The 13,984-nt window shown below is 63.3% G+C and carries 9 protein-coding genes; 2 read left to right on the forward strand and 7 right to left on the reverse strand.

The annotated features are described in order from the left end of the window. Positions 1 to 3,246, forward strand: a 3,246-nt coding sequence (locus EOB36_RS29930; RefSeq protein WP_128286294.1) for a PAS domain S-box protein, incomplete at its 5' end; no start/stop codon positions are given. Between the two features lie 281 nt (positions 3,247 to 3,527). On the opposite strand, the gene EOB36_RS29935 is transcribed toward EOB36_RS29930, so the two are convergent. Continuing rightward, a complete protein-coding gene (locus EOB36_RS29935) occupies positions 3,528 to 5,498 on the reverse strand; it encodes an acetoacetate--CoA ligase (protein WP_128286295.1) in 1,971 nt (656 codons plus the stop codon). A 182-nt stretch (positions 5,499 to 5,680) separates the two neighbouring features. Between EOB36_RS29935 and EOB36_RS29940 the strand changes: the two genes are divergently transcribed. Then, positions 5,681 to 7,531, forward strand: a complete 1,851-nt coding sequence (locus tag EOB36_RS29940; RefSeq protein WP_128286296.1) for an AsmA family protein — start codon at positions 5,681 to 5,683, stop codon at positions 7,529 to 7,531. A 70-nt stretch (positions 7,532 to 7,601) separates the two neighbouring features. Here EOB36_RS29940 and EOB36_RS29945 read toward each other — a convergent pair whose 3' ends face one another. From EOB36_RS29945 to EOB36_RS29970, 6 genes are all read right to left on the reverse strand, one after another. After that, the gene (locus EOB36_RS29945; RefSeq protein WP_128286297.1) at positions 7,602 to 8,420 is read right to left on the reverse strand and encodes an ABC transporter permease subunit; all 819 of its coding nucleotides are present in this window, start codon (positions 8,418 to 8,420) and stop codon (positions 7,602 to 7,604) included. Then, positions 8,417 to 9,391 (reverse strand): ABC transporter permease subunit, encoded by a 975-nt coding sequence (locus EOB36_RS29950; RefSeq protein ID WP_128286298.1) that lies wholly within the window; start codon positions 9,389 to 9,391, stop codon positions 8,417 to 8,419. Before EOB36_RS29950 ends, EOB36_RS29945 begins: the two co-directional genes overlap by 4 nt. 9 nt (positions 9,392 to 9,400) lie before the next feature. Further along, entirely contained in the window at positions 9,401 to 10,540 is a 1,140-nt protein-coding gene (locus EOB36_RS29955) for an ABC transporter ATP-binding protein (RefSeq protein ID WP_095483547.1), read from the reverse strand. 75 nt (positions 10,541 to 10,615) lie between these two features. Continuing rightward, positions 10,616 to 11,713 (reverse strand): polyamine ABC transporter substrate-binding protein, encoded by a 1,098-nt coding sequence (locus EOB36_RS29960; RefSeq protein WP_095483546.1) that lies wholly within the window; start codon positions 11,711 to 11,713, stop codon positions 10,616 to 10,618. 358 nt (positions 11,714 to 12,071) lie between these two features. Further along, positions 12,072 to 13,007 carry a DMT family transporter gene (locus EOB36_RS29965; RefSeq protein ID WP_128286299.1) on the reverse strand — a complete coding sequence of 312 codons (936 nt, stop codon included), beginning with the start codon at positions 13,005 to 13,007 and terminating at the stop codon, positions 12,072 to 12,074. Between the two features lie 148 nt (positions 13,008 to 13,155). After that, a partial coding sequence (locus EOB36_RS29970; RefSeq protein WP_128286300.1) for a short-chain fatty acyl-CoA regulator family protein occupies positions 13,156 to 13,984 on the reverse strand: 829 nt, incomplete at its 5' end.

Here is a 13,984-nt window from a genome sequence, read left to right on the forward strand (position 1 = left end):
GCCTTCGTCGACGCCAAGGGCAATATCGAGGCCGCTTCCGATGGTTTTTCGGCGCTCGGCATCTTGCCCGAGACGCTGGCAGCGCTCGTGGCCGATGTGGCGAACGAGAGCGATCGCATCGTCAAACGCCTCGTTCCAGGCGGCACCACTTCCTATCCGGCCGGTCTCGCCCGGCTGACGGATGAGCGGCACCTGCTGGTGGTGATCGACGAGAACCAGCTTGACTCCGAAGAAGCCTCCGCTGGCGAGCACACCTATGGCGCTGCGGCCGATGCCGTAGTCCAGCCAAAAGCAGAACAGGACAACGCGCCGGCAACAGTCGCGAAGGCGGATGCGGCAGCGGAGACTGCTCCGGCAGCCGGCGAAGACACTGCGGTGTCGGTGGAGCATGACATTCCCAGTTCGCCCCAACTCGATGCGACTGGGCCCGATGCGACCGAGCAGAGCCCGGAAGCAGCTGATAGCGCCCGCCCTGCGGCCGGCGGAGCCCCCACGCAGCTTGACCATTGGTATTTCAGCGCCAGCGAGGGTGAGACACAAGAGCCGGGCCGACCGAACGCATCCGGGCCTGTCGAGGCACCGGCCGCGTCGGACGCTTCGGCGGAGAATACCGCGCAGGATGCCACCAGGGCCGCCTCCCCGGCCGGCCGTGCCATCCCCCCGATCGACCGCGCGGCGGCGCCCCTGCGTTTCGTCTGGCGCACCGACGCCGAGGGCAGGTTCAGTGCCCTGTCGCCGGAATTCGCGGAACTCGTCGGCAAGCCTGCCGCCGATGTGATCGGCCGGCGCTTCAGGGACGTCGCGGCCACCTTCGACCTCGATGCGTCCGGCGAGATCGCGGGCCTGCTCGATCGACGCGACACCTGGTCCGGCCGCTCGGTGCTGTGGCCGGTTGCCGGCACCGACTTCAAGATACCCGTCGACCTGGCGGCGCTGCCTGTCTACAGCCGAAGCCGTGCCTTCGAAGGTTTTCGTGGTTTCGGCGTGGCCCGCTCCAGCGATGCGGTGGTCGATCCGGAAGCGATCGGCACGGCGCTTGTCCCTAATGCCGAAACCCCCGCAGCCGTCGAGCCGGAAGTCGCCGAAACGCCTGAGGACACCGACCCATTCAAGGGTGAGGTGCCGGCGCTGACCATCGTGCCGAAGCCGGAGCGGCGCTTTGCCGACAAGGTGATCCGGTTGGCCGAGCACAGGCAGCCGGCCAATGACAAAGGCCTGTCGACGCTGGAACGCAGTGCATTCCGTGAAATCGGCGAGCGGCTCAAGAAGGACAATCCCCCGACCGAACAGCCCGACGCTGCAAAGCCGGCAGAACCGGCTGCGGCGGAGCCGACCGAAACCGATGGCGAAGACGAGAAGGATGTCGCAAGGCTCGAAGGCGAGCAGCCGGAATCAACCGTGCGCGACATCTCAGGCTCGCTGCTCGACTATGCCGACCGGGATAATGTCGCCGACAACAGCGGCGGTGCGCCGGTTGCAGAGCCGGACAGGGCGACGCAGGAAATCGCTGACTCGGACAGTCGATCGATCGCCGCCGAAGACGACGACAGCATGACGGCTGCCGATTTCCGTGACGCAGAAGACAGCGAGGACTGGGCGCGGTCCGATGACGATGAAACCGATTCGTCAGCCGATGACATCGGCCATGCCGGTGACATGGAGCCGGCGCCCGTCGAGCGGCCGCGCCTGCAGGTGCCGTCGCTCAAGCTCGAAGGGTTCGTGCCATCGGCTTTTTCGACCGCAGACGACAACAACGCTGCGGACATTTCGATTCTCGGCAAGCTGCCGGTGCCCCTGCTCATCCATTCCGGTGACGATCTTCACTATGCGAATGAGGAATTCCTCAGCCTGACCGGCTATGACACGCTCGACGATCTGGAGGATGCAGGTGGCCTCGGCGCGCTGTTTGCCGATCCTTATGACGACAGCGCCTCCGATGGCACCGATCACGCGCTGCGGTTGAAGACGCATGACGGTCAGGAGTTCCCGATCGAGGCTATTCTGCGCTCGGTACCGTGGCGTGGCGGCAAGGCGCTGATGCTGGTCGTGCGCCGTTCCGGCGACGACGAGGCAGCGGCTATTCCGCAGGGTGGCGCCGACGACCAGACGCAGCCTGATGTTTCCGAGCTCAAGGCGCGCATCGCCGAGATGCGCACCATCATCGACACCGCGACCGACGGCGTCGTGCTGATCGGCCGTGACGGAACGATCCGCTCGATCAGCCGCCCGGCCGAAGCGCTGTTCGGTTTTGACAGCGATGAGGTGACCGGCAAACCCTTCTTTTCGCTGTTTGCGATCGAAAGCCAGCGCGCGGCACGCGACTATCTCGACGGACTGTCCGAGCCCGGCGTGGCGAGCGTGATGAATGACGGCCGCGAGGTGATCGGACGCGAGGCACAGGGGCGCTTCATTCCGCTGTTCATGACCATCGGCAGGCTGCCCAACGACAGCGGGTTCTGCGCGGTGGTGCGCGACATCACCCAGTGGAAGCGAGCCGAAGAGGATCTGACCCAGGCGCGCGCCGTGGCCGAGCGCGCCTCCTCGCAGAAGACCGACTTCCTCGCCCGCATCAGCCACGAGATCCGCACGCCGCTCAACGCCATCATCGGGTTTTCCGAGCTGATGGTCGACGAGAAATTCGGGCCGGTCGCCAATGACCGCTACCGCGACTATCTGCGCGACATCAACCGGTCGGGCAACCACGTGCTCGACCTGGTCAACGACCTGCTCGACATCTCGAAGATCGAGGCCGGCCAGCAGGAGATGGCCTATGAGGCGGTGTCGCTCAACGACACGCTGGCCGAGACGGTGGCGATGATGCAGCCGCAAGCCAACCGCGAACGTGTCATCATCCGCTCCAGTTTCGCCTCACGGCTGCCGGAAGTGGTGGCCGACCTGCGCAGCGTGCGCCAGATCGCGCTGAACATCCTGTCGAATGCCATCCGCTACACGCAGGCCGGCGGCCAGGTAATCGTGTCGACCGCCTATGAGATCTCCGGCGACGTCGTGATGCGGGTGCGCGACACCGGCATCGGCATGAGCCAGTCCGAGATCGAGCAAGCGCTGAAGCCGTTCAAACAGATCAACGCGCTGAAGCGCGGGCGCGGCGACGGCACCGGTCTCGGGCTGCCGCTGACCAAGGCCATGGTCGAGGCGAACCGCGCTCGATTCACCATCAACTCGACGCCCGGCGAGGGCACTCTGGTCGAAGTCGCTTTTCCGTCGACCCGCGTGCTCGCGGATTGATCTAAAAGAAAAGGCGTCCAACAGGACGCCTTGAATGATGGGATTGCTGTTACAACGGGGGCTTGAGCGAATTCAGATCCTCTGGGGATTTCGAGGAACGGGATTTCTCCCTCAAGTTACGCACGACTATCGGTGCCGGCCCTTAACAAAACCTTACCGGCGTCGCCGAAAATTTACCAATGTGTACCACTCATGAAATCTAGGTAAATTCGAGCGAGATATTTCGTTAACCATGCTCGACCAGCACCTATCAAGCCGAATGGCGGCGCCGCTCTGTTTGCTTAGTCGGCAAGCTGCGGCAAATCGCGGAACAGCTCGAGCGCTTCGGGATTGGCCAGCGCCTCCTTGTTCTTGACGGCGCGGCCATGCACCATGTCGCGCACTGCGAGTTCGGTGATCTTGCCCGATTTGGTGCGTGGGATGTCGGCGACGGCGACGATCCTGGCGGGAACGTGGCGCGGGCTCGCCCCGCTGCGGATTTTCGCCCGGATACGTTTTTCCAGCTCGGCGTCGAGCTCAACGCCGGCAGCCAGCCGCACGAACAGCACAACGCGCACGTCATTGTCGAAATCCTGGCCGATGCACAGCGCTTCCAGGATTTCCGGCATCTGCTCGACCTGATTGTAGATCTCCGCCGTGCCGATCCGCACACCGCCCGGATTGAGCGTCGCGTCGGAGCGACCATGGATGATCAGGCCGCCATGGGCGGTCCATTCGGCGAAGTCGCCGTGGCACCAGATATTGTCGAAGCGCTCGAAATAGGCTGCGTGGTATTTCTTGCCTTCGGGATCGTTCCAGAAACCGATTGGCATAGCAGGAAACGCCTTGGTGCAGACGAGCTCACCCTTCTCCTGCCTGAGCGGGCGGCCATCGTCATCCCAGACATCGACGGCGAGACCGAGACCGGGTCCCTGGATCTCTCCGGTCCACACCGGTTCCGTCGGCACGCCGAGCACGAAACAGGATACGATGTCGGTGCCGCCGGAGATCGAGGCGAGATGCACGTCGTGCTTAATGCCCTCATAGACGAAGCGAAAATCTTCCGGCGACAATGGCGAGCCGGTGGAGGAGATCGTGCGCACGGTGGAAAGATCATGCGTGCGGATCGGTTTGAGGCCGGCCTTGCGCACGGAATCGATGAATTTGGCCGAGGTGCCGAAATAGGTCATCTTCTCGGCGTCGGCAAAATCGAACAGCACATTGCCGTTGGGGTAGAAGGGCGAGCCATCATAAAGCAGAAGGGTTGCGCCCGACGCGAGGCCGGACACCAGCCAGTTCCACATCATCCAGCCGCAGGTGGTGAAATAGAAGAAACGGTCGCCGTCGAGCAGGCCGGCATGAAGCCGCTCTTCCTTGACATGCTGGATCAGCGTTCCGCCGGCCGAATGGACGATGCATTTGGGGATGCCGGTCGTTCCGGAAGAAAACAGGATGTAGAGCGGATGCGCGAACGGCAACCGTTCGAAAGCGACCGCCTTGGCCGCGAAGGATGAGAGTGCCTCGTCCAGCGCCGCAGCCTTCTCGACGGTCGCCGCGACATCGCTCGAAGTGCCGAGATAGTCGACGATCAGGACCTTGCGGACGGTGGGAAGCTTTGCCGCAACGGCCGCGATCTTGTCGGCGACCTCGATCGCCTTGCCATTGTACCAATAGCCGTCGGGCGCGATGAGGACGACAGGCTCGATCTGGCCGAACCGGTCCAGCACGCCCTGTTCGCCGAAATCTGGAGAGCAGGACGACCAGACCGCGCCAATCGAGGCTGTCGCCAGCAGGGCGGCGACGGTCTCCGGCATGTTGGGCATCATGGCGGCGATGCGGTCGCCCTTTTTCACCCCAAGCGACAGGAAAAGCTGCTGCAGCCGCGAGGTCAGCGCATGCAGCTCATTCCAGGAGAGCCGGCGCTCGACCTTGTCCTCGCCGCGAAAGACGATAGCGTCACTGGGCCCGGTCTTCTTCAGGAGGTTCTCGGCGAAGTTCAGCTTCGCGTCGGGAAAAAACGCGGCGCCGGGCATCTTATCGCCATCGACGAGCACGCGCTCGCCCCCGCTGGCGCCCTTGTCGCCCACGATCCCGCAAAAATCCCAGACCAGGCTCCAGAATGCCTCGCGATCGTCGATCGACCAGCGGTGTAGATCGGCATAGGATGAAAAACCCTTGCCGGTTCCAGCCGCGGCGGCCGTCATAAAGGCGGTCATCGGCGCCGCGTCGACCTGGTCTTTCGTCGGTGCCCAGAGCGGTGCTTCGCCAGCCATGATCAATCCTCCCGCGGTCACCGTCGCTTATGCATATCGCAGCGCAGCAGAGCAAGATTTTGTTCGGCCGAGCGATGTGGATGTGCGCAAATGCCATCGCTGGGCCATAAAGACTTGAAATGCGTCAGCCGTGGGTTACACCCGTCGGGCGATTTTGTCGGAACGGAAGCATACGGGGCGACATGTCATCATCTTTGATCCGGCGCGGAATATGGGCCATCGGCGTTGCCGTGCTCGTCACCGCGCTGGCCGTCGCCGCGCTGCCGCTCGTTGCCTCGACCCGCATCGTGCGCGATCGCATCGCCTGGGAAATGAGTGCGTGGAGCGGTTTCAGGGTCACCATTGACGGCGCGCCGCGGATCGAGGTCTGGCCGAATTTTCGAGCCATCCTGGCCGACGTGACGCTCTCGCAGTGGACAGAGACCGACGCGCCGCCTGTGATCGAAGCCGAACGGGTCGAGGTCAATCTCTCGGCCATGGCGGCATTGCGTGGCGACGTGGTGTTCTCGACGGCGCGGCTGATCCGGCCGACGATCAGGGTTCAACGCGCAGCAAATGGGCTTTTCCTGCCCGCCTTGCCGTCGGGCGGGCGCATCACGCGTTCCATCGACACCGCTCGCGCCGTGGTCAGCGCCAATCCAGCCAAGCCGGACTTGAGCAAGCTGCCGGCAGATCCGTTCGGCACCGTGGAGTTCAGGAACGGCCGCGTGGTGACCTCCGTCGATGGCAAGGACACTGAGATACTGAGCAGCCTGAGCGGACAGGCGAACTGGGCCGCAATGAACAGCAATGCGACGCTGTCGGCGACCGGGATCTGGCGCGGCGAAAGCGTCGCCGTGGACGCCGCTTCGTCGAACCCGCTGGTGCTGTTTGGGGGCGGTGCTGCGCCGATGACGCTTTCCTTCAAGGCGGCCCCTGCCAGTTTTTCGTTCGACGGCGTGGCCAGCATGTCCGAGAACGCCTATTTCGACGGTCAGGCGAAATTTGCCGCGCCCTCGCTCAGGCGCGTGCTCGAATGGTCGCGGGCCGGCATCGCGCCGGGCGCGGCAATCGGCTCGGTTTCCGTTTCCAGCAAGGTCACCGCGACCTCCGGCCGCATTAAACTCGAAAACACCGAGATCGCTCTGGACGACAATCCAGGGATGGGTGCGCTGGACTTCTCCTTTGGCGAGGCGCGGCCGGTGATCGCCGGCACGCTCGCCTTCGACACGCTCGACTTGCGATCGTTTCTCTCCGCCTTCACACCCTTGGCGCCTGCGGACGGCGCTGGTCCCGGCGAAATCGACATAAGCGTCGCCGACCGGATCGATCTCGATCTCAGATTGTCGGCAGCGCAGGCCACCGCAGGCACCATCCAGCTTGCCGACGTCGCCGCCACCGCCCAGGTCAAGGACGGTCTTGCCGTCTTCGATATTTCCGATGCATCGGCCTTTGGCGGCAACATCCAGAGCAGTCTTCGTTTCGACCGCAAGCCGGGCGGCACGCAGGTCGAGATCAGGCTGCTCGCCTCCGATGTCGATGGCGGCGCTTTTGGCACCGCAGCCGGAATGACGCGGCTGGTGCCGATCGGCAGGGGAACCGTTTCGGTCATCCTCAAGGGCCCGGGCAGAACCTGGGATTCCATTTTCGAAAACGCCGACGGCTCGGTTTCGGCGAAATTCGGCCAGGGCGCCTTGAGCCGGCTCGACCTGCCGGCGTTTCTCAAGCACAACGAACAGGGCGGGTTCTTCGCGCTCGACGATGTCTCCGACGGAACCCTGCCGATCGACGGGGCCGAACTCAAGGCGAGCATTTCGAACGGTGTGGCGAGGATCGACAAGGCCGAAGCGAATTCGGCGAAGTACAAGGTCTGGCTTTCCGGCATCGCCTCCTACGCCGGGCGCGGGCTGGCGCTGTCCGGCGGCATCATTCAGGCGGACCAGCCAGCCACGCAGACAAACAACCAGGGTCCCAACCAATCTTCGTTCTTCGTCGGCGGAACGTGGAGCACGCCATTCATTTCGCCGATAAGCCGCGGGGTTTCCGGAGAATAGGCGACGAGGCTGCTGCGGGCGTCGTCGGAAGTGCGTCCTGCCGGCTTTTTCTGGGTTGCCGCTTCTTTCGTCACCCCCGCTGAGCGGCCTGCTCGTCGCGCTGGCGCTGCACCTCGCGACGCTTGTTGGCGAGCGAGGCGATGATGACCCCAACCGCCACGACCGCGATCAGGATGGTGCAGGCGGCGTTGATCTCCGGCGTCACACCGAGACGAACCTGGCTGTAGATCTTCATCGGCAGCGTGGTGGCGCCAGGCCCTGAGGTGAAGCTGGCGATGACCAGATCATCGAGCGACAATGTGAACGCCAGCATCCAGCCAGACACGATCGCCGGCATGATGACGGGCAGCGTGATCTGAAAGAAGGTCTTCACCGGCGGCGCGCCCAGATCCATCGCGGCTTCTTCCAGCGAGCGGTCGAAGGTGACCAGGCGCGACTGCACGACGACGGCGACGAAGCACATGGTCAGGGTGATGTGGGCAAGCGTGATGGTGAGGAAGCCGCGGTCGAGACCGACGGCGACGAAGAGCAGCAGCAGCGACAGGCCAGTGATGACTTCCGGCATGACCAGCGGCGCAAAGACCATGCCGGAAAACAGCATCCGGCCCTTGAAGCGCGTGTAGCGCGTCAAGGTGAGAGCCGCCAGTGTGCCGAGCACTGTCGCCACGGTGGCCGAGATGACGGCGACGCGGGCCGTTACCCAGGTAGCGTCCATGAGACCCTGGTTGTGGAACAGCGCGACGTACCATTTGGTCGAGAACCCGCCCCAGACGGTGACCAGTTTCGACTCGTTGAAGGAGAAGACGACGAGCAGGACGATCGGCAGGTAAAGAAAGGCAAAGCCCAGCACGATCGAAGTGATGTTGAAACGGCTCCAGGTCGGGTTCATTTGTCTTGTTCCTGGGCGCGGGCCTGCGCCCGCTGGAAGAGCATGATCGGCACGATCAGCAGCAACAGCAGGATGACCGCGACCGCCGACGACACCGGCCAGTCGCGATTCTGGAAGAACTCGTTCCACAGCGTCTTGCCGATCATCAGCGTCTGCGATCCGCCGAGCAGATCGGGAATGACGAACTCGCCGACCGCCGGAATGAACACCAGCAGGCAGCCGGCGATGACGCCGGGCACCGACAGCGGAAAGGTGATCTTCCAGAAGGCGCTGGTCGGCGGGCAGCCAAGATCCTTGGCCGCTTCGATCAGCGAGTAATCCATCTTTTCCAAAGACGAATAGAGCGGCAGCACCATGAACGGCAGATAGGAATAGACGATGCCGATGAAGATCGCCGTGTAAGTGTTGAGGATGATCAAGCGCTCGTCAATGATGCCGGTGGCGAGCAAGAACTGGTTGAGCAGCCCTTCGGGTTTGAGGATACCGATCCAGGCGTAAACGCGGATCAGGAACGAGGTCCAGAACGGCAGAATCACCAGCATCAGCAAGGTCGGGCGGATCGTCGCCGGTGCACGCGCCATGCCGTAGGCGATGGGGTAGCCGACCAGCAAGGTCAGGAGCGTCGAGATGGCGGCGATGATGACGCTTGTCACATAGGCCTTGAAGTAAAGGGCGTCCTCCGTCAGCAAGACATAATTGTCGAAGTTGAGATCGCGGAAACCGGCGAAGAAGCCGGAGATACCGTCCTTGAAGCCGAGCACCGGCGTGTAGGGCGGCATGGCGATTGCCGTCTGCGACAGCGAAATCTTGTAGACGATGATGAAGGGAATGAGGAAGAAGAACACCAGCCAGAGATACGGGATGATGATGACGAGACGGCCAATGAAGGCGGCACTCAATCTGGGCAAGGCGGATTTGCCAGCATCGGTGGCCTGAGAGGTTGCTGCAGCGGTGACAGCGGCGTTCGACATGACCGTCCCCTATCGCGTCAGCACAACGCCGGCGTCCGGCCGGAACGACACCCAGGCACGGTCGTTCCAGCTCAGCGGATCCTCGGTGATGCGGGCCGCGTTCATCGTGCTTGCCCGCACCACGTGGCCGTCGTCGAGCCTGACGTGATAGACGGTCATGTCGCCGAGATAGGCGATATCGTAGACCTCGCCTTCGATGGCGTTGACGGCTCCGGCCGGCTTCTTCGATGATATCTTGATCTTCTCAGGCCTGATCGCGAAGGCGACGGCCGCGCCGGTGGCGGCATCGCCGGCATTCTCGGTCCGGATGGTGATGCCGTTGCCCGCGTCGATGCTTGCCGCGCCAGCCTCGCCACGCGCGATCTTGCCTTCGAACATGTTGACGTTGCCGACAAAGCCGGCGACGAAGCGGGAACCGGGCGCCTCGTAGACTTCTGCCGGAGTCGCCACCTGCATCACCTCGCCCTTGTCGATGATGGCGATGCGGTCGGCCATGGTCATCGCCTCTTCCTGGTCGTGGGTGACGACGACGAAGGTGAGGCCGAGTGACTGCTGCAGATCCATCAGCTCGAACTGCGTTTCCTCGCGCAGCTTCTTGTCCAGCGCGCCAAGCGGCTCATCGAGCAGAAGCACCTTCGGCCTTTTGGCGACCGAGCGGGCAAGCGCGACGCGCTGGCGCTGGCCGCCGGACAATTGGTGCGGCTTGCGCTTGGCAAACTGCTCGAGCTTGACCAGCTTCAGCATCTCTCCAACGCGCGCCGCGATCTCGGGCTTCGGCATGCCGTCCTGCTTGAGGCCGAAAGCGATGTTGTTCTCGACCGTCATATGCGGGAACAACGCGTAGGACTGGAACATCATATTGACCGGCCGCCGGTATGGCGGGATGCCGCGCAGATCCTGGCCATCGAGCAGAATGCGGCCGGCGGTCGGCTCCTCGAAGCCGGCGAGCATCCGCAGAAGCGTCGATTTTCCGCAACCCGACGCCCCGAGCAGGGCAAAGAACTCGCGCTCGAATATGGTCAGCGACAAATTATTGACGGCGGTGAAGTCACCGAACTTCTTGGTGACCTTGTCGAACTGGATGTATGGCTTGGCGTTCGGATCGTTCCATGGCGCGAAATCCCTGCGGATGCTGCCAAGCGATTTCATGTCCCACTCCGTCCTGGTTCTATCCCCAAAAAAGATTTGACCCCGGCACGCTGTGCCGGGGTCCTTGATCGTCTCTTATTGCCCGGTGACGATCCTGGTCCAGGTGCGGGTGACCACGCGCTGGGTCTTGGAATCGTAAGGGGAGATGGTGAACAGCTTCGCCAGCGTCGCCTCGTCCGGGTAGATCGCCGGGTCCTCGAGTATCTCCTTGCTGATGAACTGCTGCGATGCCTTGTTGCCGTTGGCGTAGAAGACATAGTTGCTCGACTTGGCGATCACTTCCGGCTTCATCATGTAGTTCAGGAATTCATGCGCCTCGGCGACATGCGGCGCATCGGCCGGGATTGCCATCTGATCGAACCACATTTCGGCACCCTCCTTCGGCACGGAATAGCTGATCTCGACGCCATGGTTGGCCTCGGTCGCACGGTCGCGCGCCTGGAACACGTCGCCCGACCAGCCGACGGCCAGACAGATGTCGCCATTGGCCAGTGCGTTGATATATTCCGACGAGTGGAACTTGCGGATGTAAGGCCTGATCTTAAGCATCAGTTCTTCCGCCTTGGCGAAATCGTCCAGCGACGTGGTCTCGGGATCGATGCCCAGATATTTGAAGGCGTTCGGGAGGATGTCGCTCGGGGAGTCGAGGACATAGACGCCGCAATCCTTCAGCTTGGCCAGTTTTTCCGGATTGAAGAACACGTCCCAGCTGTCGATCTTGTCGGTCCCGAGCGCTTCCTGCACTTTCTTGACGTTATAGCCAAGGCCGACCGTGCCCCACATGTAGTTGATCGAATATTCGTTGCCCGGATCGTACTTGGCTGTGCGCTCCGAGACGATGTCCCACATGTTGGAAATGTTGGGCAGCTTCGACTTGTCGAGCTTCTGGAACACACTTGCCTGGATCTGGCGTGCGAGGAAATTGGCGGTCGGCACGACAACGTCGTAGCCGCTGCCGCCGGCAAGCAGTTTCGTCTCCAGGAGCTCATTGGAATCGAAGGTGTCGTAGGTGACCTTGATGCCCGTTTCCTTGGTGAAATCCTCGATAATCGAGCTGTCGATGTAATCCGACCAGTTATAGACATTGACGACGCGGTCCTGGGCGTGAGCGCCGAGGGTGAAAAGCGTCAGAAATGCCGAGGTCGCCGAAAGCCAGAACGCTTTGCGGGTCATTGAGTCTCTCCTTTGATGAGTGTTCCATCGCCAGCTCGTCGCAGGGCTGCGCGGCTGGGCGTTTGATTTAGATTATTGGGCTTTCCGGCAAGCGACAAGCGCGAACCGCCGACACCTTGATGGTTCGATGTGCAGCGGCCAAGGCTCCCGTTCCCATGTCGTGATCCGGATGGCGTTCTGGCGCCGTCAGAGGCTCTCGCCACGACGCGGGCAGGGATACGACGATGTTGTCCGGTCTCGATCGGGCCGGAGGGGAGACTTGGCAAGATACGCCTGTCTTGTTGTTGCCGTATTGGCAGCCTGCCCGCGCGGCTGCGGCGTTGTCAATGGCTCATCTCGCTTTGGCGCGTGCGCTGCATCAATTAGGCGACGGCATGCCGGTGACACCCGGCCGCACGGGCCGCGCCTGACGCTTGAATTCGAGGCCGATATGGACGAGCAGCGCCGTGACCACCACCGCGCCGCCTACGATGGTGCGTCCCGACGGCACCTCGGAATGGATGAGCCAGACCCAGATCGGGCCGAGGATCGGCTCGAAGGTGCCGAGGAGTGCCGCGACCGCCGCCGGAACAAGCCGGGCGCCGGTGGCGAAGAAGGCAAGGCCGAGACCCAGATTGACCACGCCGAACGCAAACAGGAAGCCCATGTCGCTACTGGAAACGCCGAATTGCGATGCCTGGGACGCCGCGAATGCGGCGGCAAGCATCGTGCCGAGGCAGGTCGCTGGCGTCATGCGCACATGGGCAAAGCGCCGCGTGATGACGGTGGCGATCGAAAACATCACCGCGATGAGCAGCGCCAAGCCGTCGCCGATGGGCGACACGGCGCCATCGAGCGATTCCGATACCATGATGGCAACGCCGGCAATGACGGCTGCAATCGCTACCCAGGTCGCCATGCCGACCCGTTCGCGAAACAGCACCCACGCAAACAGCGCTGCCAGCAGCGGCACGCCGGCCTGCATCAAAAGGATGTTGGCGACGGTGGTGTAGGCAAGCGCCACGACAAAGCAAGTCGATGCAGTGGCGAAGCAGAACGCCACGGCAAGGCCGGGCAGGCCCATGCCGCGGAACAGCTTCACCGTGCCGTGCCAACCGTCGCGCCAGATCATGAAGCAGATCAGGAAGGCGGCGGCCCAGACCGAGCGCCAGAACACCACCGTCCAGCTGTCGCCCGCTTCGATGAAGCGGGCGATGGCGCCGCCGAAACTCCACATCAGCGCCGACAGAAATATCAACAGGAAGCCGACGCGCTCCTCACGCGGCGAGACGGCAATCGATGCGGTATCGGTCATGGGCGCGACTGTCGACGATTTGAGGGCGGCACGATGCGCAACGGACGACAAGAACGTGCTTCATTCGCGTAGCGCAAAGGCAGCGGCGGAGCGTGGTCCACCGGACGGCGACGGTTGTGGCAAAGGCGGCAGTCGGCGGTCTGGGGCCTCACTGGAAATCGAAGGCGCTCAGCCCGGTCACCATTTCGTCGAGGCCGAGCGGGCGCGTCACCGGCGGCTCGGCGCGGGCGAGGCAGCCGATGCGCTCACACAGCCGGCAGGCCGGGCCTATCGGTGTGGCCGGATTGATGCCCTGTCCGGCTTTTCCTGTCGTTGCGGCGGCTGGCCCCGGCAGTGCTGCGCCATAGACGATCTCGTCACGAAAGCCGATGTCGCAGCCGAGCAGAAGTGCGGTACGGCGTGGGCGCTCCGCAAACGAGCCTTGCGGCCCTTCGAGTGTGCGGGCCACACAGAGGAACTCGGCGCCGTCGGGCATCTCCACCGCCTCGACGAAGATCTGGCCGGGCTGGGTGAAGGCGGCATGCACGGGAAGTTTGGGACAGCCGCCGCCGAAGCGGCTTTGCGGAAAACCCTGGCTGCCCGCCTTACGGAAGCGGTTGCCGGCATTGTCGACCTCGAGCATGAAGAACGGCACGCCCGGCGTGCCCGGCCGCTGCAGCATTGTCAGGCGGTTCGCCGCCTGCTCGAAGGAGACGCCGAAGCGCGAGCGCAGCACGTCGATGTCGTACCGCGCGCGGGTCGCGGCCGCATGGAAGGACTGGTAGGGCATCATCAGCGCGTGGGCGGCGTAGCGTCCAAGCTCGAAGCGGGCGAGCCGGCGGGCCTCATCCGTGGTCAGCTTCAGCGCCTGGATCTCGCCTGCCACTGCGACCGTCATGCGGATCAGGCAGGCCTCCATCGCCACCTCGCGCAACTGGTCGAACGGCGACAGGCGCTCGGACAGAAACAGACGCTGCGAGTGGCGGTCGTAAAGGCGG

Source organism: Mesorhizobium sp. M6A.T.Cr.TU.017.01.1.1, from assembly GCF_004023115.1.
GTDB lineage: Bacteria > Pseudomonadota > Alphaproteobacteria > Rhizobiales > Rhizobiaceae > Mesorhizobium > Mesorhizobium mediterraneum.

Coding starts and splice junctions, on each gene's coding strand:
- EOB36_RS29950 (WP_128286298.1), bottom strand. CDS start 9,391: ATGTCGAACGCCGCTGTCACCGCTGCAGCAACCTCTCAGGCCACCGAT.
- EOB36_RS29960 (WP_095483546.1), bottom strand. CDS start 11,713: ATGACCCGCAAAGCGTTCTGGCTTTCGGCGACCTCGGCATTTCTGACG.
- EOB36_RS29940 (WP_128286296.1), top strand. CDS start 5,681: ATGTCATCATCTTTGATCCGGCGCGGAATATGGGCCATCGGCGTTGCC.
- EOB36_RS29935 (WP_128286295.1), bottom strand. CDS start 5,498: ATGGCTGGCGAAGCACCGCTCTGGGCACCGACGAAAGACCAGGTCGAC.
- EOB36_RS29955 (WP_095483547.1), bottom strand. CDS start 10,540: ATGAAATCGCTTGGCAGCATCCGCAGGGATTTCGCGCCATGGAACGAT.
- EOB36_RS29945 (WP_128286297.1), bottom strand. CDS start 8,420: ATGAACCCGACCTGGAGCCGTTTCAACATCACTTCGATCGTGCTGGGC.
- EOB36_RS29965 (WP_128286299.1), bottom strand. CDS start 13,007: ATGACCGATACCGCATCGATTGCCGTCTCGCCGCGTGAGGAGCGCGTC.